Genomic DNA, 25,026 nt, shown 5'->3' on the forward strand with positions numbered 1-25,026 from the left:
AATGACCACAATTAATTATGAAGGGGTTGAGCAGATGCCAATCGGGCATTTTACGGAGAATGCTTACCTCAATTATTCAATGTATGTGATTATGGATCGTGCTTTGCCATTTATTGGTGATGGCTTAAAACCTGTACAGCGCCGTATTATTTATGCGATGTCAGAATTAGGATTGAATGCAACAGCGAAATATAAAAAATCTGCACGTACGGTTGGTGATGTATTGGGTAAATTTCACCCACATGGTGATACCGCTTGTTATGAAGCAATGGTATTGATGGCACAACCTTTTTCTTACCGTTATCCATTAGTTGATGGACAAGGAAACTGGGGCGCACCAGACGATCCAAAATCCTTTGCGGCAATGCGTTATACCGAATCACGTTTATCGAAAATTTCTGAATTACTATTATCTGAATTGGGGCAAGGAACGGTGGATTATCAACCAAATTTTGATGGTACGATCGATGAACCGCAATATTTACCTGCACGTTTGCCTCATATTTTACTTAATGGAACAACGGGGATTGCCGTAGGAATGGCAACAGATATTCCACCGCATAATATTAATGAAATTGCGAAGGCATTGATTCTGTTATTAGATAAACCTGACGCAACGATTCATGAGCTGTTAAATATTGTCAAAGCCCCTGATTTTCCAACGGAAGCAGAAATTATTTCCCCAGCAGATGATTTGAAAAAAATCTATACCCAAGGCAAAGGTTCGTTAAAAATGCGGGCGGTTTGGAAAAAAGAAGAGGGGGAAATTGTTATTACTGCCATTCCTTATCAAGCCTCTGGGGCGAAAATTATTGAGCAAATTGCCACGCAAATGCGTAACAAAAAATTGCCAATGGTAGATGATATCAAAGATGAATCTGATCATGAAAATCCAACTCGGATTGTGATTGTGCCACGTTCTAATCGAGTAAATGAAGATGAATTAATGGCACATTTATTTGCTACCACAGATTTAGAGAAAAGCTATCGTGTCAATATGAATATGATTGGCTTAGATCGTAAACCAGCTGTGAAAGATCTTTATACGATTTTAACAGAATGGCTCACGTTCCGCCGTCAAACGGTAACTCGCCGCTTGCAATATCGTTTAGACAAGGTGCTAGCTCGTTTACATATTTTAGATGGCTTATTAATTGCTTTTTTAAATATTGATGAGGTCATTGAGATAATTCGCCATGAAGACGAACCAAAACAGGTCTTAATGGCACGTTTTGCCTTATCAGAGGAGCAAGCGGAAGCCATTCTGAATTTACGTTTGCGTCATTTGGCAAAATTAGAAGAAACAGAATTAAAAGCAGAGCAGCAACAATTAGCTGAAGAGCGGCAACAGTTAGAAAATATTCTTTCTTCTGCTGAGAATTTGAATCAATTAATTAAGCAAGAAATTGAGCAAGATGCGAAAACCTTTGCTAGCCCTCGCCGTTCAAAAATTGTGGAACGTGAAGAAGCCAAAGCGCTAGCAGAAAGTGCGTTAACGCCAGTAGAGCCTGTTACCGTTATTCTTTCTGAAATGGGGTGGATACGTTGTGCAAAAGGGCATGATATTGATCCAGTTTCATTGAGTTATAAAGCAGGTGATAAATATTTAGCGCACGTTTATGGACGTTCAAACCAACCAGTGATTTTCTTTGATAGTACAGGACGTAGCTATAGCTTAGATGCATTATCTCTACCATCTGCTCGTTCCCAAGGTGAACCTATCACAGGAAAATTAACCTTACCAGCTGGGGCAACGATTGAACAATTACTGATGAGTAAAGCCGATCAGGCTATTTTGCTTGCGTCTGATGCGGGATATGGGTTTGTATGCCAAGTGGAAGATTTGGTTTCTCGCAATAAAGCAGGGAAAGCAAGTATTTCGTTACCTGAAAATGCGAAAGTATTGCCACCAGTGGTGGTGGAAAATAAAGCCTCTTTGTTAGTGGCGATAACCACCGCCAATAGAATGTTAGTGTTCCAATTAAGTGAATTACCTGAATTGGCAAAAGGAAAAGGGAACAAAATTATTAATATTCCTGCGGCGAAAGCAAAATCCCGAGAAGAGTTATTAGCGAGAGTTTTCTTAATTGATGCGGGTAGCAGTTTGATTTTCCGTGCAGGAAAACGAAAAGTAACCTTAACAGCAGAAGAGTTAGAAAACTATCGTGGCGAACGTGGTCGCCGTGGAGCAGCTTTGCCACGAGGTGTGCAATTTAATACAGAAGTAGAGATTGTTGCTCCTAAAGTGCAACAGTCTGCTATCACAGTAGAGGAGTTCACGTTAACCAGTGAATAATGAATGAAAATATTTTGCCATTCTGTAGCAGAACAGGTAAAATGCTCAGCTCTTGTCATAGCTGGATTAGAGATCGGCTATTGATGTATTGTTAACTTAACTTTTTAGGAGTTTATTATGTCTCTAAGTACTGAAGCAAAAACAAAAATCGTTGCTGAATTTGGTCGTGATGCAAAAGATACTGGTTCATCAGAAGTACAAATTGCATTATTAACTGCACAAATTAACCACTTACAAGGACACTTTTCAGTGCATAAAAAAGACCATCACGGTCGTCGTGGTTTATTAGGTATGGTTTCACGCCGTCGTAAATTATTAGATTATTTAAGACGTACTAATTTAGAAAGCTATTCTAACTTAATTAGCCGTTTAGGTTTACGTCGCTAATTTTTACACTATTCTTAGATAGCCCTAAAGCAAATTTGTTTTAGGGCTATTTTTTTAGTTGAAGAACAAGGTGTTAATTTTGCCTCAAAATAGATATATGAATATGCTTATATAGAAAGGAAAATATACTTTGTACCCATTTTAAGCGTTCAAAACGGATACGTTATATAAAAAGAAGGATAACTAAATTATTCATCTTTGCTTTTTAATGTATTTAGAGCAATTAAGCCTTTATCACAACTTTTGATTTGATATTCAATACTCATTTGTAGAATTTTTTGCTTACTCTCAGAAAGAGTATTTTTGATATTGGCTAATTGAGGGTGAGTGCCTGGTTGTTTTTCTGCTTCAGCGATTAAGTCATCAGTTTGTTTAAAGAGCTGTTGACATTGAGTAGGAAGATTAGTAGAGGCGGAAAACGTATTAAATGAGAAAAATAAGAGAGTAACAGCTGCTAAAAAAACGGTTTTAAACATATAAAAGCCAACTAGAAAAGTTTGTATTAATTGTTGAAAAAATGGACTGAAAAAATAACAAAAAAAGATCTTTTTGTCTAGCTGAAACAAAATTTCCGCCTAAAAATGTGTTGAGTAGATGAGAAATTACAAAAAATATTGTTAATAAAATGTTTCAAAATAATGAAATTTGATTTTCATCAAATAGGCATAGAACTTTTAAATTTATTTTTTTGATTTTAATAGCTATTTTGTGATCAATTTAAAATTTTTAAGGTTCCATATACCTCCTTTTTAGGAGTAAAATAAAAGATGTATTGAACGGTTAGAGTTATCCTTTATTTCTGATGAGAAATAAATCATATCTTTGTCTGAGTTTGATATCAAAAAGCTAATTAATTTTTGAAATTAATTGATAGCTATGTGGGGTGATTACAAATTTGTAATCTTTATTTGGAACTTGTATTAGGTACAAGAGGTTAATTGAGATGTTAGACGTCGTTGAACTCTCGAGATTGCAGTTTGCATTAACTGCTTTATACCACTTTATTTTCGTACCGCTTACATTAGGTCTTTCATTTATTCTTGTAATAATGGAAACCATTTATGTAACGACGGGGAAAGAGGTATATAAAGATATGACTAAGTTCTGGGGTAAGTTATTTGGTATTAACTTTGCTCTAGGGGTAACCACAGGAATTACAATGGAATTCCAATTTGGTACTAACTGGTCTTATTATTCACACTATGTAGGTGATATTTTCGGAGCTCCATTAGCTATCGAAGCGTTGCTTGCATTCTTCTTAGAATCTACATTTGTTGGTTTATTCTTCTTTGGTTGGGATCGACTCACAAAAGCAAAACACTTGTTAACAACTTACTGTGTTGCTTTCGGTTCAAATCTTTCTGCAATGTGGATTCTCGTGGCTAATGGTTGGATGCAAGATCCACGAGGTGCAGAGTTTAATTTTGAAACCATGCGAATGGAAATGACAAGTTTCCTTGACCTTTGGTTAAACCCTGCAGCACAAACTAAATTCTTACATACTTTATCTGCTGGCTATGTTTGCGGAGCGGTATTTGTATTAGGTGTTAGTTCATACTATCTCTTAAAAGGACGTGATTTAGGATTTGCTAAACGTTCATTCTCAGTGGGTGCGACTTTTGGTTTCATTGCAGTTTTATCTGTGTTAATTATGGGAGATGAATCTGGTTATGAAATTGGTCAAGCTCAGCCAACAAAATTAGCGGCAATGGAAGGAGAGTGGGACACTGAGCCTGCACCTGCAGCTTGGAATATTGCGATTGTGCCAAATTCAAAAGAGGGGCGTAATGAATTTGCATTACAAATTCCTTATGCAGCAGGTATTATTGCAACTCGTTCATTAGATAAAGAAATTACTGGTTTAAATGAATTGCGTATTCAAAATGAAGAGCGAGTGCGTAATGGTATGACCGCATATGGTTTACTAGAAAAACTCCGTTCAGGTCAGAAAGATCCTGATACGATTGCCCAATTTAAAGCAGTAGAAAAAGATCTTGGTTATGGTTTATTGCTTAAACGTTATACCGACAATGTTGTTGATGCAACTGAGGCTCAAATAAAACAGGCTGCTGCGGATACCATTCCTGATGTAGGTCCTACATTCTGGTCATTCCGTATTATGATGTTAGCAGGAGGCTTATTGCTGATTCTTCTTGTTTGGGCAATGATTGCTAATGTAAGAAAAACAGTGGGATCAAATAAATTCTTACTTAAAGCATTACTGTATGGTATTCCTCTTCCATGGGTTGGGATCGAAGCTGGCTGGTTCTTAGCTGAATACGGAAGACAACCGTGGGCAATTTATGAAGTGTTACCTGTAGGCGTTGCAAATTCTGCGTTAACAACAGGAGATCTTTGGTTCTCCATTGGGTTAATCTGCTTACTCTATACCATTTTCTTAATTGCTGAAATGTATCTCATGTTTAAATATAGCCGCCTTGGCCCAAGTTCATTAAAAACTGGCCGTTACTATTTTGAACAATCAACTAAATAATAAGCAGGAGCCTAAATCATGATTGATTATGAATTTCTACGATTTGTGTGGTGGATCCTCTTAGGTGTGTTGCTTATTGGATTTGCAGTTACTGATGGATTTGACATGGGCGTATTAACACTTCTACCTTTCGCAGGTAAACGAGAAGTGGAAAAACGCATTATGATTAACTCTATTGCGCCTCACTGGGACGGTAACCAAGTTTGGTTATTAACTGCGGGTGGTGCAATGTTTGCTGCATTCCCGCTTATTTATGCGACATCATTCTCAGGTTTTTATATTGCTATGATTTTAGTTTTAGCAGCGTTATTCTTCCGTCCAGTAGGTTTGGAATATCGTGCGAAAATTAATAATCCAACTTGGCGTAAAGCTTGGGATTGGGGATTATTTGTAGGTGGATTTGTCCCTTCACTTGTATTCGGTGTAGCATTTGGTAATTTATTACAAGGTGTGCCTTTTGAATTTACTTCAATCGTTCAAGTAAAATATACTGGTACTTTCTTTGAATTATTAAATCCATTTGCCCTTCTCTGTGGTGTGTTAAGTTTAGCTATGTTGACTACACAAGGTGCAGCGTGGTTACAAATGAAAACGACTGCAGATTTACGTAATCGTGCACGTGTAATTTCTCAAGTTGGTGCGATAGTAACTTTAGTAACTTTCGTATTAGCGGGTGTTTGGTTGCTTTTCAAAGATGGTTTTGTCGTAACGAGTGTTGTTGATCACAATGCACCAACTTCGCCATTTGGTAAAGAAGTAGCGGTACAAACAGGTGCCTGGTTCAATAACTATAAAGAAATGCCAATACTTTGGGTTTTACCAGTATTAGCTGTCGTTTCTGCGTTATTAAATATTGTATTTTCTAAAGCTGATCGTTCTGGATTTGCCTTCTTCTTTTCATCATTGACAATGGCAGGCATTATTTTAACTTGTGGCGTTTCAATGTTCCCATTCTTAATGCCATCAATTACACACCCAGAAATGAGCTTATTAGTGTGGGATTCAAGTTCAAGTAAATTAACGTTAACATTAATGTTAGGTTTTGCACTTGTATTTGTTGTGATCTTATTAAGCTACACTATTTGGTCATACATCAAGATGTTTGGTCGTATCGATGAAAGCTTTATCGAAAATAACAAACACTCATTATACTAAGGAGAAAAAATATGTTTTATGTAACTTGGGTTTTGGGCGTATTGTTAGCAGTTTGTCTTACTGCAATTATTAATATCAGTATTGAAAAAACTGGAAAATTTGATGAGTAATCAAGCAATATGATTCGATCACTTTATCAATTAACAAATAAGGGCTCGTTGCGGGCCCTTTCATTCATACTCGCTATTGTATTAACCGTTTCTATTTTTACCCACACAGAAGTTTTTGCCTTAAATTTAGGAGGCATTTCACCAATTTATACTTTACTTATTTTTTGGAGTGTAGCGACATTGTGGATTCACGGTATTGGGTTAGAAATTTATAGTGCGATCTGGAAATTACTGTTTTTACCTCTACTAGCTTATTTCATGGCAGTGATAGCGTTAGGCATAATTTATTTTTAGTGTAAAAAGAAAAAAATTATTGATGTCCTATTGCAGTTAATATTGACGTTCATTAGAATAGCGAAACTTTTTTGTTATAGAGAAAACAGATAGCAAAGTAATGAATAACCGCTCTATTTTCCCAATTCGCATCTATTATGAAGATACAGATGCGGGTGGTGTTGTGTATCATGCTCGCTATCTTCATTTTTTTGAACGAGCTAGAACAGAATTCTTGAGAGAAAAAGGTGCCTCTCAAAATGAACTTATTCAACAGCAGGATATTGCTTTTGTTGTTAAAAAGATGGAACTTGATTTCCGCTACCCAGCTCGCTTAGACGATTTATTGACCGTCGAAACGACCTTAGTTGAAGTTAAAAATGCCAGTTTGATTTTTACACAAAAGTTGACTAAAGGCGACCAACTTTATTGTTCGGCAAATGTTAGCATTGCTTGCGTAAAAATAACTCACATGAAACCCACCGCTATCCCTCAAGGAATAAAAACTTTACTCAAATATGAAAAGCCGTAATTGGCAGTTATGGAGTGTTAAATGTCTGAATTGAATTTTTTCGATTTATTTATCAAGGCAAGTATTGTTGTTCAGATAGTGATCTCAATTTTGATCCTATTCTCAATTATCTCTTGGGCAATTATTCTGCAAAGAAGCAAAATTTTATCTCATGCGTTGAAACAATCAGTAAAATTTGAAGAGCGCTTCTGGTCCGGTGAAGATTTAACCAAAATTTATGAGGGGTTATCTAATCGTCGTGATGGCTTATCTGGTAGTGAACAAATTTTCTTCGTTGGTTATAAAGAGTTTTCTCGCTTAAAACAGGCTAATCCAAATGCTTCAGAATCTATTTTACAAGGTAGTTCAAGAGCAATGCACTTAGCAATGAACCGTGAAATTGAAGATGTAGAAAATACTGTGCCATTCTTAGCGACAGTTGCATCAGTGAGTCCATATATTGGGTTATTTGGTACAGTATGGGGAATTATGCACGCATTTATGGCATTAAGTAGTGTAAAACAAGCAACATTACAGATGGTTGCGCCTGGGATTGCAGAAGCGCTAATTGCAACTGCAATAGGGCTTTTTGCAGCGATTCCAGCAGTAATGGCATATAACCGTTTAAGTTTAAGAGTTAATAAACTTGAACAAAATTATGCAAATTTTATTGATGAATTTACGACAATTCTGCACCGCAAAGTATTTGGTCAAAATAATTTGCATAACTAACTGATGAAGTCATAAAACAAAGAGGACACTATGCAATACCGTCGTCGTCAAAATCATTCAATTAAATCAGAGATCAATATTGTTCCATTTCTTGATGTATTGTTGGTTTTGTTATTAATTTTTATGGCTACTGCACCGATTATTAGTCAGAGTGTACAGGTTGATTTACCTGATTCTACTGATAGTCAAACGGTTTCAAATGAAGATAAAACACCTGTTATTTTAGAAGTCAATGGAACTAGTCAATATACACTTTCTATTGATGGTGTGCGAAATGAAAATTTAACTGAAGAAATGGTTGTTCAAATGGCAAAAGAGGCTTTTGACAAAGATAATACTACATTATTTTTAGTTGGAGGGGCAAAGAATGCGCCATATGAAGAAATTATTAAAGGGCTAAATTTATTGCATACAGCAGGGATAAAAAGTGTTGGTTTGATGACTAATCCATTATAAGAGAATTAGGACAAAATTGTGCAATATAATCAGCAACAGAAATTCAAAAAAGCCGTTTTGATTTCAATTTTCCTGCATATTTTGCTTTTTATGTTGTTATTTGTTGGTTCTAGACTGGAAGAAGTTAGACCAATGGGTGGCGGCGAAGGAAATGGTGAGGTATTAGGTGCAATAATGGTTGATACAGGTGTTGCAGCTCAAGAATGGGGTAGATTACAACAAGAGAAAAAAGGTAATCCACCATCTAAACAAGCCATTGCAGAGCAAGAAAGAGAGCAACAAAGTAAGGAACTAGCAGAGAAAGAGCGTCAAGAAGCACAAAAAGCTGCTGAGGAAGCGAAAGAAAAAGCAGAAAAAGCCGCCGCAGAGGCAAAAGCGAAAGCAGAAAAAGAGGCGAAAGTAAAGGCTGAAAAGGCAGCTGTAGAAGCAAAAGCGAAGGCAGAAAAAGAGGCGAAAGAAAAAGCGGAAAAAGCCGCCGCAGAGGCAAAAGCGAAGGCAGAAAAAGAGGCGAAAGAAAAAGCTGAAAAGGCCACCGCAGAGGCAAAAGCGAAAGCAGAAAAAGAGGCGAAAGAAAAAGCTGAAAAGGCCGCCGCAGAGGCAAAAGCGAAAGCAGAAAAAGAGGCGAAAGAAAAAGCGGAAAAGGCAGCCGCAGAAGCAAAAGCGAAGGCTAAAGCAGCGGCAGAGGCGAAAGCGGCAGCCAAAGCAAAAGCAGATGCGGAAGCAAAAGCACAACGTTTAGCGCAACAAAATGCGTTAGATGATTTCCTTAATAGCGGTGATATTGGTGGTGGAAGCAGTAGTAAAGGTAGCAATCAAAGTCGTAAAGGATCTGAGGGATCAAGTGGCGGTGGAGGTGCTGGTGAAGGTGATGTCGTAGGCGATCAATATACAGCAGTTATTAAACGCGAAATTCAACGTCGTTGGTTGAAAGATACGAGTTTTTCGAATAAAGTTTGTACAGTGCAGATAGAGTTAGCACGTGATGGAACAATTTTGAACTATCATAAAGTTTCTGGATCAGATGATATTTGTACTTCGGCATTAAGTGCGGTAGCTCGAACAAAGAAAGTACCTGCACCGCCATCTGATGCAGTATATAGAAAATATCAAAAGCCAATAATTGACTTTAAATTAAAATAGTTATGCATAGGAAGAGAATCCTTATGATGAAAAAAATTATTTATACATGGATATTAGGTGTAATGTGTCTAATAATGCAAACAGCGCAAGCATTAGCTGAAGTACGCATTGTTATTGATGAGGGAGTTGATAGTGCAAGACCTATCGCAGTTGTACCTTTTAAATGGAATGCTCCAGGTACACCACCTGCAGATATTGCGGACATTATTTCATCTGATTTGCGTTTTAGTGGTAAATTCAATCCAATTCCAGTTGATAGAATGCCACAGCAACCTACTGCTGTGGGAGAAGTAAATGTTCAGGCTTGGTCAGCATTAGGTATTGATGCGATTGTCGTTGGGCAAGTTACGCCAGTAAATGGTAGTTTTAATATCTCTTATCAATTAGTTGATACCGTGGGGGCTTCTGGGACACCTGGGGCGGTATTAGCACAAAATTCTTATACTGTTACGAAACAGTGGATTCGTTGGGGAGCTCATACGGTAAGTGATCAAGTTTTTGAGAAGTTGACGGGTATCCGTGGGGCATTCAGAACAAGAATTGCTTATGTTATTCAAAATAATTCTGGTTCTTATGATTTACAAGTATCAGATTATGATGGATATAATGCTTTTAATGTATTTCGTAGTTCACAGCCAATTATGTCGCCAGCTTGGTCGGCTGATGGTAAGAAACTTGCGTATAGTGTATTTGAAAATAGAAAATCTTTATTAGTCTTACAAGATCTTGCTAGTAAATCACGCAAAATTATTGCATCATTACCAGGACATAATGGGGCACCGTCTTTTTCACCAGATGGTTCTCGCATTGCTTTCGCTTCTAGTGAAGATGGTGTATTAAACATTTATGTAATGGACGCAGGAGGTGGTTCACCTACTAAATTGACCAGTGGTAGTGGTAATAATACTGAGCCAAGTTGGTCATCTGATGGTACCTCAATTATCTTTACTTCAGATAGAGGCGGTGCTCCTGCAGTTTATATGATGGGAGCAAATGGGGGTGGTGCGACATTAATCAGCCCTCCTGGCAATAGTTATAGCGGAGAAATGTCGCCAGATGGTCAAGAAATTGTAATGGTTAATGGTAATAAATTGGTGAAAAAAGATTTAGAAAGTGGAAGTATTACTGCACTAACTTCAACTTTCCTAGATGAAAGCCCAAGTTTTGCACCAAATGGAACGATGATAATTTATAGTTCTACACAAGGTGTAAGCAAGGTGTTACAATTAGTGTCCTCAGATGGACGCTTCAAAGCAAGGTTACCTGGTTCAGGGGGTGGGCAAATTAAATTCCCTGCTTGGTCGCCATATTTAACTCAAAATTAGGAGAATAAAATGAAAAAATTAACTAAAGTATTAATGGTTGCAGCACCAGTATTAGCGTTAGCAGCTTGTAGTAGCTCAGATAAATCAGCTGATCAAGGCAAACTATACGGTAATATGACTGCTCAAGAATTACAACAACGCTATAACACAGTATATTTTGGTTTCGATAAATACGATATCCAACCAGAATATGCGCAATTATTAGATGCACACGCACAATACTTAACAGATTCTTCTGCTAAAGTACAAGTTGAAGGTCATACTGACCCACGTGGTACTCCAGAATATAATATTGCATTAGGTCAACGTCGTGCTGATGCAGTTAAAAACTACTTAGCTGGTAAAGGTGTTCAAGCAGGTCAATTATCAACTATTTCTTATGGTGAAGAAAAACCAGCTGTATTAGGTCATAGTGAAGCTGACTACGCTAAAGATCGTCGTGCAGTATTAGCATACTAATTCGAACGTTTTTAGTTATTCTTTTGGAAAGCCTCTTTTTAGAGGCTTTCTTTTTTATGATTTTATGGGGTGTTTTCAGTATTCCATTGATACAATTCTAGTGGTAAACCATCAGGATCTTTGAAAAATGTGAATTGTTTACCAGTCAACTTATCTATCCTTACTGGCTCACACACTACTTGGTGCTGTTTAAGATATTCAATTGTAGCATCAATATTTTCTACTTTAAATGCCAAATGTCTTAATCCACAGGCTTCAGGATTGGTTACCCTAGTGGGTGGAGTTGGAAAAGAAAATAATTCGATCTGACTATGATCAGCAAAGCGCAAATCTAATTTATAACTATCACGATCCTCACGATAAGTTTCTGCAATAATTTTTGCGCCAAGAATATTGACATAGAAATGTTTGGAAACCTCATAATTGGATACGATTAAGGCAATATGGTGGAAACCAATAAAGGGAGATGACATTCATTACTCCTGTTTATCTTGTTCTTCTAGTCCTAACGAACGAGAAAATAGTTGTAAGCCAGTGGTTTCACCCGATTTAACCAGTTCCTGCATGACCTGTGTTGGTGTGTGCAATAAACGATTCATCAACTTATAGCTTAGTTCCTGTAATATTTTTTCGCTATCAACGCCTTGTTGTAGGGAAAGCATCGCTTTATCGAGTAATTCTAGACGAATCTGTTCTGCTTGTTGGCGATATGTTTTTATTAAATTAGATGATTGATGTAGTTTTAACCACAAAAAGAAATCAGCACATTCTTCAGTAATAATCGCTTCTGCAGCTAAAGAGGCATTTTCTCGTTGTTGTATATTGTGCTGAATAATATTTTGTAAATCATCTACGCTGTAATGATAAACTGACTCTAATTTATTGACGCTCTCTTCAACATCACGAGGAACTGCAATATCAACAATTAACATTGGATCGAATCTGCGTTGTTTTTGTGCAGATTTCACCATTTGTTCGGTGATTAAAATCTCTGAGCTACCAGTAGAAGAGATAACAATATCTGCTAGATTTAAGCCTTCTTGTAATTGATCCAATGAAAGTACATCTATTTGCCCACCAACACGTTCAGCTAAGGTTTGAGCATTTGCTACCGTACGGTTAGCAATCATAATATGTTTAGCACCGTGCTGGAGAAGATGGCGACTAACTAATTCAATAGTTTCACCTGCTCCCACTAATAAAATACGTAAGCGTTTGAATGAATCAAAAATCTGTCTTGCTAAACTACACGCTGCATATGCTACAGAAACAGCATTTCCACCGATTTCAGTTTCGGTACGAACACGTTTTGCTGTAGAGAATGTTTTTTGGAACAAACGAGATAATTCAGTAGAAATAACAGTATTCTGTTGTTGATAAAAGATTTCACTGAATTGGTATGCTTGTTTTACTTGTCCTAGAATTTGAGGCTCACCTAAGATAAGTGAATCAAGCCCACAAGCTACTCGCATTAAATGTGTTACACATTGTTGGTTTTGCTGAATATATAATGCAGATTGTAATTCATCTAAGGTTAATTGATGTAATTGTGCAAACCATAGCTTAATATTTTCGACCCATTGCAGGTTTTGTTCACTGCTTTCAAGTGGAGAAATTTGACGCTGATGTAGATAGATTTCAGTTCGATTACAAGTTGAAATGATAACTGCACTTTCTGCTAATTCGGATTGTAATTGCTGTAGTGCAATTTGACGTTTTTCATCATTAAAAGCGACCTTTTCGCGTAATGCGACTGTCGCTGTTTTATGGTTAATACCTAACACCAAAATTGCCATAAATCACTCTTATACTAGCGAAGACTTCGCTTTTCCACATAATAAAAATAAAACCATAAAAGTTTAAATAATCTGCTAACAAGTCGCAAACAAAAGACTAAATTTTTTTGATCTGAACGGAAAAGATACCTCTTTATAGTAATAAATAAAGTGGTGAGATTTTATTATATGAAAGATATTTTTCTTTTAAATAATTCTTAAAAAGAAGATTTAATTTGAAATAAATATTTGATCGGCATCTCAGTTTTGAAAAAATATTCTTTTTAAATGTAAATTAAAATCATAATATTCTTAATGTTGCTAGCTTTATTGGCAATAAATTTAAACTATTTATTCTTAGGAGGGATATTATGAATAAAAATATCCAAAATCGTTATACATTCTCTATTGAGCTTGTTAAACAAGCAGGGAATATCGCTTTATCCTATTATCTCAATAGAAATGAATTAGTTATTGAATGTAAAAAAGGCGATAAGCAAGATCAGGTCAGTGTGGCAGACAAGTCTGTAGAAACAATGCTTCGTCAAGCAATCGCTGAAAAGTTCCCAGCCGACGGCTTTCTTGGCGAAGAGTTTGGCTATGAGCGGGGGGGGGTAGTGAGTTTTGTTGGATTATCGATCCAATCGATGGAACTAGCCCTTTCTTAAATGGATTACATGCTTGGTGTATTTCGATAGCGGTATTACATAAAAATGAAATTGTTATCGGCATTGTCTTTGACCCTCTTCATAATGAATTATTTCACGCGCAATTAGGCGCAGGCGCTTATTTAAACAACACCCCTATTCAGACATTAAGTCCAGCAGAGAATGTAACCGATGGTTTAGTTGGATTAGGTGTCTCTCATCGAGTTCCGCCGAACAGTATTTTACCTTTCTTACATCAACTCTTAACAGATGGCGGTATGTATGTACGCAATGGTTCTGGCGCACTTAGTTTAGCTCAAGTTGCCGCAGGGAGATTACTTGCTTATTACGAACCTCATATGAACTGCTGGGATAGTGCAGCAGGAATGTTATTGGTTCGTGAGGCTGGCGGTGCGGCAAATAATATTTTAGCAAATGATGGATTGTTGCAAGGGAATTTTGTCTTGGCAGCAGCGAATCAACACATTTATCAACAACTCGATTTAATGAGAACTTTATGACTCAAGAGAGGGATCTATGTCTATTTTTAATTTCTTTTCGGCTGCACCAGCAATTCCATTAAAAAACTTATCTGATAATGCTTTTAAATCAGTACGTTGGAAAAGCTTCTGGGCATTTTCGATTGCCTATGCAACATTTTATGTGTGTCGTTTATCTTTTAATGTGGCGAAACCAGTATTAGTCAAAGAGGGCATTGTTACACCAACGGAACTAGGTATCATCGGCGCAGCAATTTTTGTTACTTACGCTGTAGGTAAATTTGTGAATAGTGCACTTGCAGACTATTCCAATATTATGCGCTTTCTCTCCTTTGGTTTATTTATTTCCGCTGTTTGTAATTTTGCAATGGGATTAAATACAAGTGCAATAGTATTAGCTGTCATTTGGGGCGTTAATGGCTGGTTCCAATCCATGGGCGTTGGTCCTTGTGTGGTTGCCCTTTCTCGTTGGTATGATGACAAAGAAAGAGGTTCTTATTATGGTTATTGGTCGGTTGCACATAACGTTGGTGAAGGAATTACTTTTGTTGTTACGGCAGCAGTCATTTCTTATTTTGGTTGGCGTTTAGGTTTTGCTTTTTCAGGTGTAGTAGGTTTATTAGGTATGCTCATTGCCGTGATGTGGATGAAAGATTCACCTGCAAGCCTAGGCTTTAAACCAATTATTCATATGAAAAATGAGGGAGAAAAACTTGATAACAAAGAGGTTTTAAAACACCAATGGGCTGTTATTAAGAATCCTGCGATTTGGTTATTAGCGGTTGCTTCTTGTTGTATGTACATTAGTCGTTATGGCGTGAATAGTTGGGGAGTGTTTTTCCTTGAAAATGGTAAAGGTTATACGACTGTCGAAGCGGCAAGTATTATCAGTGTAAATAGTATTGTTGGTATTTTAGGGACAATCGTTTCAGGGTGGCTGTCAGATCGTTTCTTAAAAGGAAAACGTAATATGATGACAGTTGTTGTGGCGTTGTTGAATACTCTCTCTCTTGCTGCATTCCTATTTGCTCCGCAAGGTAATGCATGGTTTTCCATCATTGCACTATCTGTATTTGGTATTACTTTAGGTATCCAGTTATGTTTCTTAGGGGGATTATTAGCAACAGATGTATCGCATAAATCGGCATCAGGTATCGCTCTTGGTATGATGGGATTATTTGGTTATGCAGGTGCTTCCTTAGGAGAATTTTTAACTGGATTTATGATTGATAAAACAACCACAATTGTGAATGGCACAAAAGTCTATGATTTTGAAAGCCTTTCTTATTTCTGGATTGGTGCTGATTTTATGTCAGTCGTCGCTGCATTTTTATTTGCCATTTTGGTTGTTTTTCAAGAAAAGAAAGAACGTACTAATTAGTTAATTATAAGGATATAGCAATATATCCTTATTATCTTATTTCAGACTTTTACTTGTTATTAGTAAAAGTCCTTATAATCCAATAGGTATATCTATGAAAAGTTTTCTAAATAAATACGGTTTAACACCATTAATCTTTTTCCAAATTATTTTAATCACTATTAATGCTCAATTAATTTATGCGTTTTGGGATATTCGAAATAGTGTACCAGGTGGCTTCCCTGCAGCATTAGGGGTAACAGATGCTCAAGCGGGGCAATTATACTCAATGCAAGGTTTAGTGATTATTGTGGGAACAATTGCATTAGGTTGGGTAGGAGATCGCTTTTCTATTCGGAATATTATGTTGATATCAACTGTTGGTGTTGGAGCAATTTCACTTTTCTTAACATTAAACTCGCCAGGATTAAGTATGCCAGTTTTATTGGCATGTTTTTTCTCAATGCTATTTTTTAGTGAGGTCTTATTTAAACCAGCAAACTTTAAAGCGTTGCGAATTTCTACGACAGCAGAGCATCAAGGTGCAGTATTTGGCTTCTTTGAATTTGGACGAGGTTTATTAGCATTTTTAGTGTCTTTATTATGGACAGTAATGCTAGCGATGAAGTTTACTGCTCATACAATGATGGCGACAAGCTGTATTTTAATCATTGTAACAGGATTAGTGGTGTATTTTGCAGTACCAAAAGATCAAAAAGTAGGTGATGATGATACTCGGGTATCTTCTACAATTGAAGCTATCAAAGGGATAGGACAAGTTGCTAAATTACCTATTGTTTGGTTAGTTGGTATTAATGTGTTTTGTATCTATGGTTCTTTTATTGCTGCAGGAACTTATTTTGCAAGATATTTGCAAGCTGGTTATGGAACAACAGCGGTGGTGGCAGCCGTTTTTGCGACAACAGTAATTGCACTAAGAATGTTACCGCTTGTTTCCACTATTTTGGTGGAAAAAGTCTTCAAATCTACCATGCATTTTATGCGTACTTTTGAAATTTTATTGGCGATTATTTTAGGATTGATTGCATTTATTTTCTTTAGTAATCATCCAGAAGTACAAGAGTACGCACCAGATGCACCACCAATAAATTTAATCTCTTCTACGATGTTCTGGCTATTAGTTGTTTTGATGTTGGTATGTTCTGCAATTATTTTTATGATTCGTGGTGTATATTATGCACCAATTGGTGAGTTTAATGTGCCGAAGAAACATTCATCATCAGCAATGTCTTTTGCGATTACAGTAGGTTATTTCCCAGCATTAATAGCACCAGCTGTTTTGGGCGGTTTAGTTACTTCACCAGAAAAAGATAGTGCAGGGAATATCACAAAACAATTTTTGACGGATACTCATATTTTGGCTTATGCCTTTATTGGGTTAGCTATTTTGGCTTTAGTTGCTGCATTAATGTCGCATTTAATGTTAAAGCTAAAACAAAAGAATGGATAAATTATGCAGACTATTTTATTAACTAATTGGTTGGCTGAATGCCAACCAGATATACCGATTAATCGTCTATTTATTCCAGGTACACATGATGCGATGACAGCATCTTGTCAGCAGCGATATTATAAAACACAGATGTTATCATTAGAGGATCAGTTGCAAATTGGTGTGCGTTTTTTTGATTTACGTTTGCGGAAAGAAATGGTAGCAGCACATCGAGAATGGATTAGTGATATTAGTGCAAAAAACATCTTTGATTCACTTATTTATTTTTTAAAACAACATCCAAAAGAATTTGTGTTTATTAGAGTGCAAAACGCTAATGAACAAAAAGACGATTTTGATCAGTATAAACTAGCATTATGGAGTGTAATCGAACAATATCAGGAGTATTTTTATCATTGGAGAGTTGATGATAAAAGTTTTACTTTTCCTTGTTTATCAGCTGTTGCTGGGAAAATTGTTGCATTGGAATGTTCACCATCAACAATGCAAACTTATTGGTTAAATCAGCAACAATGGGCATTACCTTGGCATAATAATACAAAAATTGTATTGCAAGATGATTGGAATGCACCTGTTGTAACAGATAAATTTAATGCAATTAGACAAAATGTTAGTTCTTCAGCAGTAGAACCAGAAAAATTATTTCTCAATCATATTAGTGCGACTAATGGGGTGTTAGGTTATCCTGATGCTTATGCAGAAATTCTTAATCCGCAGACCTTACAATTATGGCAAGAGATGGAAAAACAAGATATTTGTGGTGTGCAAATTTATGATTTTATTACTGAAGAAATTGCAACAGCAGTGATAAAGCATAACTTTTGTCGTTAATGTTATATTCTGGGTAATAATTACAAGAAAAAAACACGCTATGTTTAATAGCGTGTTTTCTTTAAAAATTAAGAATTTACTGCAATTTTAGTGAATTCGTCAAAGAAAGTTGGGAATGTTTTTGCAGTACATTCAGGTTCTAGAATAGTAACAGATGTATCGGATAAAGCGATTAAGGCAAAACACATTGCCATTCGATGATCATTATAAGTTGCAATATCTGCGTGTTTAAATTGTGTTAAAGCTAATGGTTGTACACGTAGAAAATCTTCACCTTCTTCTACTTCTGCGCCGACTTTACGCAGTTCTGTTGCCATCGCAGTCAGTCGATCGGTTTCTTTAACACGCCAATTATAGATATTACGAATGACTGTTTCACCTTGTGCAAATAATGCCGTCGTAGCAATCGTCATCGCAGCGTCAGGGATATGATTCATATCCATATCAATGCCATGCAGTTCACCGTGTTCCACTTCAACATAATCATCTGCCCAGTGAACGTTTGCTCCCATTTTTTCGAGGACATCAACAAATAATTTATCGCCTTGGATACTTTGTTTACCAATACCTTTAACTTTGATTTTACCTTTAATCGCAGCGGCAGCTAAGAAATAAGAGGCAGATGAAGCATCACCTTCCACCATAAAATGGGTAGGTGAAATATAATGTTGACCACCAGCCACATAGAAAACTTGGTAGTTTTGGTGCGATACATTAACACCAAAAATTTTCATCATTTTAAGCGTAATATCAATGTAAGGTTTAGAAACTAAGTCGCCCACAATATGGATTTCACTATCTTGTGGTGCAAGCGGTGCAGCCATTAATAATGCTGTTAGGAATTGTGATGAAATTGCGCCGCTAATTTCAACTTTTCCTCCTTTTAATCCTGCATTACGAATCGCTAATGGGGGATAGCCCTCTTGTTCTAAATAATCAATTTCTGCTCCCATTTGTTGCAATGCATCAACTAAATCTTTGATTGGGCGTTCTTTCATACGAGGCTCGCCAGTCAGGACGATTTCGCTTTTTTCACCTGTGGGAGCGGCTAAACAAAGTGCTGCAGTTAATGGGCGCATTGCTGTCCCTGCATTGCCCAAAAATAAACTAAGACCATTTTGCCAATGAAATGCTCCATTATTACCCGTTATTTGACAGGTTGTTTTATCCTCAGATAATTGATAATGCACTCCTAGTGCGTGTAAAGCATTTAACATATGACGGACATCATCACTATCTAAAAGATTGGTAATTGTTGTCGTACCTTTTGCTAGTGCGGCAAGTAATAACGCTCGATTCGATAAACTTTTTGAACCGGGTAAGGTAATTTCTCCCTCGATACGGGTAATTGGATTAAGGGTAATAGAATTCATAAAACAGTAAATATCCTCTGGTCAGCGATTAATTGGCTAAAACTTCAGTCAAAGCGTTGATAAAGGCTTGATTTTCTTCAGGTAATCCAATGCTAACCCGTAAATGGTTTGGCATACCATAACCTGCAATAGGGCGTACAATCACCCCTTTATGTAACAGAGCATTATAGATAGGTTGGGCTGGTTGTTTTAAATCAACGGTAATAAAATTGCCTTTTGAGGGAATGTAATCTAATCCTTGTTGCTCAAAGAAGTTGATCAGTTGTTGCATACCTTGGTGATTATTTTCAGCGACTTTTTGTAAGAATGCTTCATCATTGATCACAGCCGTTGCAGCAGCAAGAGCAAGACTATTACAGTTAAAAGGTTGACGTACACGATTAAATAAATCCGCAATTTCTGGATTAGAAACAGCATAACCAATGCGTAAACCAGCTAAGCCATATGCTTTAGATAAAGTACGGCATACGACTAAATTTGCATATTTTTGTTGCAATGCGAACGATGGAACACGTTCTTGTTCATTAGTAAATTCAGTATAAGCCTCATCTAACACTACAATAATATTGGCTGGTACTTTGGCTAAGAATTGCTCAATTTCATCTGTGGTTAGAAAAGTTCCTGTTGGGTTATTAGGGTTAGCAATATAGATTAATTTTGTTTTATTTGTAATGTGGGCAAGAAATGCACCTAAATCGTGGCCCCAATTTTTAGCAGGAATAACAACCGCTTTTGCATTAATTGCTTGGGTAACTAATGGATAAACGATAAAGGCATATTGTGAAAAAATGACTTCATCACCTTCACTGACAAAAGTATGGGCAATCAATTCTAATAAATCATTTGAGCCATTACCTAAAGTAATTTGAGCAGGATCTAGGTTAAATTTTTGTGCAACAGCTTGTTTGAAATAAAAACCATTAGAGTCTGGATAACGAGTAAGTTGATTAAGCTCGGCTAAAATTGCTTGTTTTGCGCTTTCAGATAATCCAAAAGGATTTTCATTAGAGGCTAATTTAACTATATTGTGAATACCTAATTCTCGTTCTAATTCTTCGGTAGGTTTACCTGCTTGATAAGGTGAGAGTTGTTTTACACCAGGATTGGCGACATCTAAAAATTTCATAGTAATTCCTGTAAAAATTAAATTATTGATCTTGTTGATTTTCTTGGGCAAATTTTTTCATAAATTCAATTAAGGCTTCAACACCTGCAAGTGGCATAGCGTTATAAATTGAAGCACGCATTCCACCTAATACTTTATGTCCTTTTAACGCCCGTAAACCTGCTGCATTTGCTTCACTAACAAATTTGGCGTTTAATTCATTATTACCAGTGGTAAAGGTAACATTCATTAATGAGCGATTGTCTTCCATAACATTATTGTGATAGAACGAACTTTGATCGATATAGTTATAGAGTAATTCTGCTTTGGCACGATTTTTCAGCTCAACATTTTCAATACCACCATTCGCTAAGAGATGCTCAAAGACAAGTGAGCAGAGATACCAAGCAAAAGTTGGTGGTGTATTAAACATTGAGTCGTGATCACGCAAAATTTGATAATTCCAAACAGATGGCGTACTACGGCGCGCTTTACCAATTAAATCATCACGAATAATAATTAATGTAATGCCTGATGGTCCCATATTTTTTTGGGCGCCAGCATAAATCATACCAAATTTACTAATGTCAATCGGACGAGAAAGAATATTTGAAGACATATCTGCAATTAATGTTGCATTGCCAACATTTGGTATATCAAAAATTTCGATACCACTAATGGTTTCGTTTGGACAGTAATGCACATAGTCATATTGATCAGCAATTTCACTGAAGTCGAGATCTTTTATGCCTGTTTTGCCATTTTGTTCAGTTAAGATATTGATCTCATCTACATTTCCGAATAATTTTGCTTCTTTTGCAGCTGCACTTGACCAATGCCCACTGGTCAAATAGAGAGCTTTACCCTTTTCTGAAAGTAAGTTCATTGGAATTGCAGCAAATTGACCTCTTGCACCACCTTGGGCAAAGAGAATTTGATAATTGTCTGGAATATTGAAGAGTTTACGCAAATCTTCGATAGAACGTTTAGCTAAAGCCATAAAGTTAGCGCCACGATGACTCACTTCCATTACTGAAGTACCTAAAGACTCCCAATCGAGTAATTCTGCTTGGGCTCGTTGTAAGACTTCTTTTGGCATCATAGCTGGACCAGCGCTGAAATTAAAAACTTCTGTCATATCTACCTTCTTTATTTTATTCGTCAAAATTTATCTAGTTTTAACACTAGCGAAATGAATTATCAACGGCTTTCTACACAGTTTGTTAATTATTATCACTTGTCTTTATATCTTAAGAAAAAAGGCTGATATCTTTTTGACGATACTCGAAAAAACCGTTACAGTAAGCAACAGAATTTCGTTTATTACACAGAGAGTATTATTATGGAAAATGTAAATAAAAAATGTTTTGAAGATGTGTTGGAGTATGTGCGTATGTATCGTCAGAAGAATAAACTTTTGCGTGATATTGCAGATAATGATCGTAAAATTCGGGACAATCAAAAGCGTGTGTTATTGTTAGATAACTTAAATCAATATATTACAGATAATATGTCTGTGGCAGATATACGTGCGATTATTGCTAATATGCGTGAAGATTATGAGTCGCGTGTTGATGATTATATGATTCGTAACGCAGAAGCTTCGAAACAGCGTAAAGAAATTAGTAAGGTAATGAAAGAACAAGCAAAATTACACGCTGAAATGTTAAAAAAAGACAAATAATTTATTAGTTGAAGAAAAAAAGGGTCGAAAAATCGACCCTTTTTTTTGATATTGAGTGTACAAATTCGTAGTCGGGTAGCAAAGATATATTACTATATCTTCGCCCCCTAAGAACTGTACAAGCGAATTTCTCCGCATACAGCTCAAGCCTTTCTATTAACTATTAGCTAGTCGGCTTTACAACTTTCAAATTTAAGGCGTGTATTTTTGTATGGCAATTTGGGTGTACCAAACAACGATTACTTAACGTATCATTACCACCAAACATCTTGTACACGATATGGTGATCGTGCCAACCTGTTTCTTTGGTAATTGGTAACCCGCATAACGCACATTTTCCACTTTGGTCTTTATATAGAGCTTGCCATTGTTGCCTATGAGATTGTTCATCATATAGACGATCTTGGCTAAGTTTTTCTCCATATAATTCCCATTCAGGCAAGAACGGATTATATTCAGACTTTATTTTAATATGCCGTTTTATTTTAACATTTCCACAATAAAACAAATTTAATGGATATGTTTCACCTTTATCATAGGTATATACCGTGCCAAATAGCCAATTACGGGTCGCATTGGTACAAAAGTATTTCTCCTTTATCCACTTGATCCCTTTATTGTGATGACGCCGCTTACACCATTTCCATAAGGCTTTCCAAACTAAAGCATCCATCCGTCCAAATATTTTACTTGCCACTTGGCTTTTATGATAATTTGCCCATCCTCTTAACATTGGATTTAGCACCATTATTAAGTCTTTCTGTTGAGCCATTTTCATTACAGAGATTGTTGATTTAACCTTATTGTAGAATGCTTTTACATTCTTTTGACTTGGTCTAACCAAAATCTTGGATTTAAAACGTCTAACAGTCCAACCTAGAAAATCAAAACCTTGTTCAATATGCACAACCTTTGTTTTTTCTGCCGACAAGGTTAAACCTCTTTCTGCTAGAAAATCTTCAATTAAAGGAATGACTTTTTCCTCAAGCAATGCTTTTGTTTTCCCTGAGATAATAAAATCATCTGCATATCTTACTAGATACGTTTTGTTTTCTCGGATTTTTCTACTTCCTTTTTTCCCAAAATGGTTTTCAAGTAAGCATTCCAATCCATCTAATGTCATATTTGCCAACGTTGGCGAAATAATACCGCCTTGCGGTGTACCTTCTGTAGTCTGTTTTAATTGACCAAATTCAACAACACCTGATTTTAGCCACTTCCGCAATATTCGCTTATTCATCGGAATATGCTTTATTAGCCAGTCGTGGTTTATATGGTCAAAGCAACCTGCAATATCCGCATCCAGTACCCATTCAACAGCTTGATTGGTTTTCTTTCCTTTATGCGAATAAATTTGGTGTATATGAGTAATAGCGTCTGCCGTTGAACGGTTTAGTCTAAACCCATACGAACCTTTGTCAGCGGTTGTTTCTGCTACAGGCTGTAATGCTAATAAATGTAAGGCTTGCATTGCTCTATCTTTCATTGTTGGAATACCTAATGGACGTTTCTTTCCATTGGTTTTGGGAATATAAACTCGTCTTAATGGGCGAGGTTTATATCCTTTGTCCGTTAAAGAGAGTGCTGCTTGCCATTTTGCTTCAGGGGTATTCCAAAGCACTTTATCAACACCACTTGTCTTTTTGCCTTTATTTTCAGTTACTCGCTTTACCGCCACCAATTTGGCGTAATGCGAGTGGGTGAGCATTCGTTGTAAGTTTTTCACTTTACGCCAATCGCTCTCCTGCGTAGCCTTCGCAATCCGAATTTGCATTCCTTTCACATACCTTTCTGCTTTACGCCATTCAACGTAATGCCATTGTGAGATGTGCGAGGTCGCTGGATTGCAAGCTACTTTTTCAGTATAATGCTTACGCTCTTTCATACCTACCTCTGATATTACAAGGTAAGTTAAAAGGTCTCGGTAAGTGGGTAAATTCCTCGCTGTAAACTTGGTCGTGTACAAGAGGAACTACCGAATACCGATAGTTTTAACCGCTCTTGTAACCGATTGGGTTAAAGAGTACGGGCGTTAGGTGTGATGGGATTTCCCACCAATCACAATGAGCTAATCAAGTTAATTAGCTAGCAAGCCCAACGCTCGCCTTTCTTTAAATAGTTTACATTTGTTATTAGTTTGTTTCCCTTCCATTAGAGTAAGAAAACTTTAAATTGCCCCAATGGGACAAACTAACACTAATAACCCTTAAAGGAATTGCTACTCATCTTGCGATGAAAGACCAGTTGGAAGTCTGCATCCTTTCGGATTAGGTTATGTTTCATACCCTATCTACATCATTACAATGTAGCCTTCGCTTTTTCCAACCTCCCTTACCTGCATTTTCAACAGTATTGCTTACGCTTTACCTGCCTTGTTTGTTTTACTCAATCATTCTATTTCAAACGGTTTGAGTATTGTGGACAAGGCGAAAATACAGGCTTACCAAGTTCCGTTATCATCACACGAATAGTGAAGATACAACCTGTTCCCCGACAGTGCTTAAGATGGCGTATTCCCACGTTAAAGAGGAATAACCGACTGCCTACCTTTTGGTTAAAGCCTATCAATAGCTTTGGCTTTGTCTCAATAACGAGGTTTATCAGTTGTTCACTTGCATTTATCTTTCTATTCAGTCTAGCCCCTCAAGAACTTGCTATTAGTTCTCTCTCAATAATTTCTCACGATTTTATTGACTGATTGCTCAGGGGTTCATTGTCAGGAAGCTCTGCACAACACCGTTGCCAGTGATGCACTATCCCTAGACTACTGTTAGCCATATAACAGGTTACCTCATCAATACTACTGTACTACTTATATCTTCAGTTTTATTGATTGTAACAATGATGATAACAGCTTACGCATACTTACTAAGTTGGTACGCCCTATACTGCCAATAAATAAGCCTTTACTGTTACTTCCAAATTCACTTCTGCTTTCT

At 36.7% G+C, this 25,026-nt stretch carries 25 protein-coding genes; 18 read left to right on the plus strand and 7 right to left on the minus strand.

Translation table 11 applies throughout. The features are described 5' to 3' along the window. The first annotated feature begins 1 nt into the window (after position 1). Both parC and rpsO read left to right on the plus strand, forming a co-directional pair. Positions 2 to 2,296 carry a DNA topoisomerase IV subunit A gene (gene parC, locus ACFFHK_RS05845; RefSeq protein WP_382370492.1) on the plus strand — a complete coding sequence of 765 codons (2,295 nt, stop codon included), beginning with the start codon at positions 2 to 4 and terminating at the stop codon, positions 2,294 to 2,296. Positions 2,297 to 2,413: 117 nt separating this feature from the next. Then, positions 2,414 to 2,683: a 30S ribosomal protein S15 gene (rpsO, locus tag ACFFHK_RS05850; RefSeq protein ID WP_382370494.1), complete on the plus strand. Its 270-nt coding sequence runs from the start codon at positions 2,414 to 2,416 to the stop codon at positions 2,681 to 2,683. 188 nt (positions 2,684 to 2,871) lie between these two features. Here rpsO and ACFFHK_RS05855 read toward each other — a convergent pair whose 3' ends face one another. Then, positions 2,872 to 3,159: a DUF5339 domain-containing protein gene (locus ACFFHK_RS05855; RefSeq protein ID WP_382370496.1), complete on the minus strand. Its 288-nt coding sequence runs from the start codon at positions 3,157 to 3,159 to the stop codon at positions 2,872 to 2,874. Positions 3,160 to 3,626: 467 nt separating this feature from the next. Between ACFFHK_RS05855 and ACFFHK_RS05860 the strand changes: the two genes are divergently transcribed. The 10 genes from ACFFHK_RS05860 (at position 3,627) to pal (ending at position 11,338) form a co-directional block, all read left to right on the plus strand. Next, positions 3,627 to 5,177 carry a cytochrome ubiquinol oxidase subunit I gene (locus ACFFHK_RS05860; RefSeq protein WP_382370498.1) on the plus strand — a complete coding sequence of 517 codons (1,551 nt, stop codon included), beginning with the start codon at positions 3,627 to 3,629 and terminating at the stop codon, positions 5,175 to 5,177. Positions 5,178 to 5,195: 18 nt separating this feature from the next. Further along, on the plus strand, positions 5,196 to 6,332 hold the full coding sequence (gene cydB, locus ACFFHK_RS05865) for a cytochrome d ubiquinol oxidase subunit II (protein ID WP_382370500.1): 1,137 nt from the start codon (positions 5,196 to 5,198) through the stop codon (positions 6,330 to 6,332). Positions 6,333 to 6,343: 11 nt separating this feature from the next. Beyond that, on the plus strand, positions 6,344 to 6,442 hold the full coding sequence (locus ACFFHK_RS05870; RefSeq protein ID WP_156536708.1) for a cytochrome bd oxidase small subunit, CydX/CbdX family: 99 nt from the start codon (positions 6,344 to 6,346) through the stop codon (positions 6,440 to 6,442). 9 nt (positions 6,443 to 6,451) lie between these two features. Continuing rightward, on the plus strand, positions 6,452 to 6,736 hold the full coding sequence (gene ybgE, locus ACFFHK_RS05875) for a cyd operon protein YbgE (protein ID WP_382370502.1): 285 nt from the start codon (positions 6,452 to 6,454) through the stop codon (positions 6,734 to 6,736). Between the two features lie 100 nt (positions 6,737 to 6,836). Next, positions 6,837 to 7,247 carry a tol-pal system-associated acyl-CoA thioesterase gene (ybgC, locus tag ACFFHK_RS05880; RefSeq protein WP_382370504.1) on the plus strand — a complete coding sequence of 137 codons (411 nt, stop codon included), beginning with the start codon at positions 6,837 to 6,839 and terminating at the stop codon, positions 7,245 to 7,247. A 21-nt stretch (positions 7,248 to 7,268) separates the two neighbouring features. Next, positions 7,269 to 7,958, plus strand: a complete 690-nt coding sequence (gene tolQ / locus ACFFHK_RS05885; RefSeq protein WP_382370506.1) for a protein TolQ — start codon at positions 7,269 to 7,271, stop codon at positions 7,956 to 7,958. A 30-nt stretch (positions 7,959 to 7,988) separates the two neighbouring features. Next, a complete protein-coding gene (gene tolR, locus ACFFHK_RS05890) occupies positions 7,989 to 8,414 on the plus strand; it encodes a colicin uptake protein TolR (RefSeq protein ID WP_382370508.1) in 426 nt (141 codons plus the stop codon). A gap of 18 nt (positions 8,415 to 8,432) precedes the next feature. Beyond that, positions 8,433 to 9,554, plus strand: coding sequence for a cell envelope integrity protein TolA (gene tolA, locus ACFFHK_RS05895; RefSeq protein ID WP_382370510.1), 1,122 nt, complete (start codon positions 8,433 to 8,435; stop codon positions 9,552 to 9,554). Positions 9,555 to 9,616: 62 nt separating this feature from the next. Continuing rightward, entirely contained in the window at positions 9,617 to 10,879 is a 1,263-nt protein-coding gene (gene tolB / locus ACFFHK_RS05900) for a Tol-Pal system beta propeller repeat protein TolB (protein ID WP_382370609.1), read from the plus strand. 9 nt (positions 10,880 to 10,888) lie between these two features. Next, positions 10,889 to 11,338, plus strand: a complete 450-nt coding sequence (gene pal, locus ACFFHK_RS05905) for a peptidoglycan-associated lipoprotein Pal (RefSeq protein WP_382370512.1) — start codon at positions 10,889 to 10,891, stop codon at positions 11,336 to 11,338. Between the two features lie 62 nt (positions 11,339 to 11,400). Here the strand turns inward: pal and gloA2 are convergent, their stop codons facing one another. Further along, entirely contained in the window at positions 11,401 to 11,811 is a 411-nt protein-coding gene (gene gloA2 / locus ACFFHK_RS05910; protein ID WP_382370514.1) for an SMU1112c/YaeR family gloxylase I-like metalloprotein, read from the minus strand. Between the two features lie 3 nt (positions 11,812 to 11,814). Beyond that, positions 11,815 to 13,134 (minus strand): glutamyl-tRNA reductase, encoded by a 1,320-nt coding sequence (gene hemA, locus ACFFHK_RS05915; protein ID WP_382370516.1) that lies wholly within the window; start codon positions 13,132 to 13,134, stop codon positions 11,815 to 11,817. A gap of 350 nt (positions 13,135 to 13,484) precedes the next feature. Between hemA and ACFFHK_RS05920 the strand changes: the two genes are divergently transcribed. From ACFFHK_RS05920 to ACFFHK_RS05940, 5 genes are all read left to right on the plus strand, one after another. Continuing rightward, positions 13,485 to 13,781 carry an inositol monophosphatase family protein gene (locus tag ACFFHK_RS05920; protein WP_382370517.1) on the plus strand — a complete coding sequence of 99 codons (297 nt, stop codon included), beginning with the start codon at positions 13,485 to 13,487 and terminating at the stop codon, positions 13,779 to 13,781. After that, on the plus strand, positions 13,757 to 14,281 hold the full coding sequence (locus tag ACFFHK_RS05925; protein ID WP_382370611.1) for an inositol monophosphatase family protein: 525 nt from the start codon (positions 13,757 to 13,759) through the stop codon (positions 14,279 to 14,281). The genes ACFFHK_RS05920 and ACFFHK_RS05925 overlap by 25 nt, the downstream gene beginning before the upstream one ends. 16 nt (positions 14,282 to 14,297) lie before the next feature. Then, complete coding sequence (locus ACFFHK_RS05930) at positions 14,298 to 15,641, plus strand: MFS transporter (protein ID WP_382370519.1); 1,344 nt, start codon at positions 14,298 to 14,300, stop codon at positions 15,639 to 15,641. A gap of 94 nt (positions 15,642 to 15,735) precedes the next feature. Further along, a complete protein-coding gene (locus ACFFHK_RS05935; protein WP_382370521.1) occupies positions 15,736 to 17,091 on the plus strand; it encodes an MFS transporter in 1,356 nt (451 codons plus the stop codon). 3 nt (positions 17,092 to 17,094) lie between these two features. Further along, the gene (locus tag ACFFHK_RS05940; RefSeq protein ID WP_382370523.1) at positions 17,095 to 17,925 is read left to right on the plus strand and encodes a PI-PLC domain-containing protein; all 831 of its coding nucleotides are present in this window, start codon (positions 17,095 to 17,097) and stop codon (positions 17,923 to 17,925) included. Positions 17,926 to 17,993: 68 nt separating this feature from the next. On the opposite strand, the gene aroA is transcribed toward ACFFHK_RS05940, so the two are convergent. From aroA to serC, 3 genes are read right to left on the minus strand one after another with little or no spacing between them, the layout of a single operon-like run. Beyond that, entirely contained in the window at positions 17,994 to 19,298 is a 1,305-nt protein-coding gene (aroA, locus tag ACFFHK_RS05945) for a 3-phosphoshikimate 1-carboxyvinyltransferase (RefSeq protein WP_382370525.1), read from the minus strand. 28 nt (positions 19,299 to 19,326) lie between these two features. After that, positions 19,327 to 20,424, minus strand: a complete 1,098-nt coding sequence (gene hisC / locus ACFFHK_RS05950) for a histidinol-phosphate transaminase (protein WP_382370527.1) — start codon at positions 20,422 to 20,424, stop codon at positions 19,327 to 19,329. A 22-nt stretch (positions 20,425 to 20,446) separates the two neighbouring features. Further along, complete coding sequence (gene serC, locus ACFFHK_RS05955; RefSeq protein WP_382370529.1) at positions 20,447 to 21,541, minus strand: 3-phosphoserine/phosphohydroxythreonine transaminase; 1,095 nt, start codon at positions 21,539 to 21,541, stop codon at positions 20,447 to 20,449. Between the two features lie 204 nt (positions 21,542 to 21,745). Here serC and ACFFHK_RS05960 point away from each other — a divergent pair, with 204 nt between their 5' ends. After that, positions 21,746 to 22,087, plus strand: coding sequence for a DUF496 family protein (locus ACFFHK_RS05960; RefSeq protein ID WP_382370531.1), 342 nt, complete (start codon positions 21,746 to 21,748; stop codon positions 22,085 to 22,087). 163 nt (positions 22,088 to 22,250) lie between these two features. On the opposite strand, the gene ltrA is transcribed toward ACFFHK_RS05960, so the two are convergent. Then, positions 22,251 to 23,972, minus strand: coding sequence for a group II intron reverse transcriptase/maturase (ltrA, locus tag ACFFHK_RS05965; protein WP_382370533.1), 1,722 nt, complete (start codon positions 23,970 to 23,972; stop codon positions 22,251 to 22,253). Positions 23,973 to 25,026 lie beyond the last annotated feature (1,054 nt).

The sequence above is a fragment of the Gallibacterium trehalosifermentans genome (genome assembly GCF_042433055.1).
In the GTDB taxonomy this organism is placed as follows: Bacteria; Pseudomonadota; Gammaproteobacteria; order Enterobacterales; family Pasteurellaceae; genus Gallibacterium; species Gallibacterium trehalosifermentans.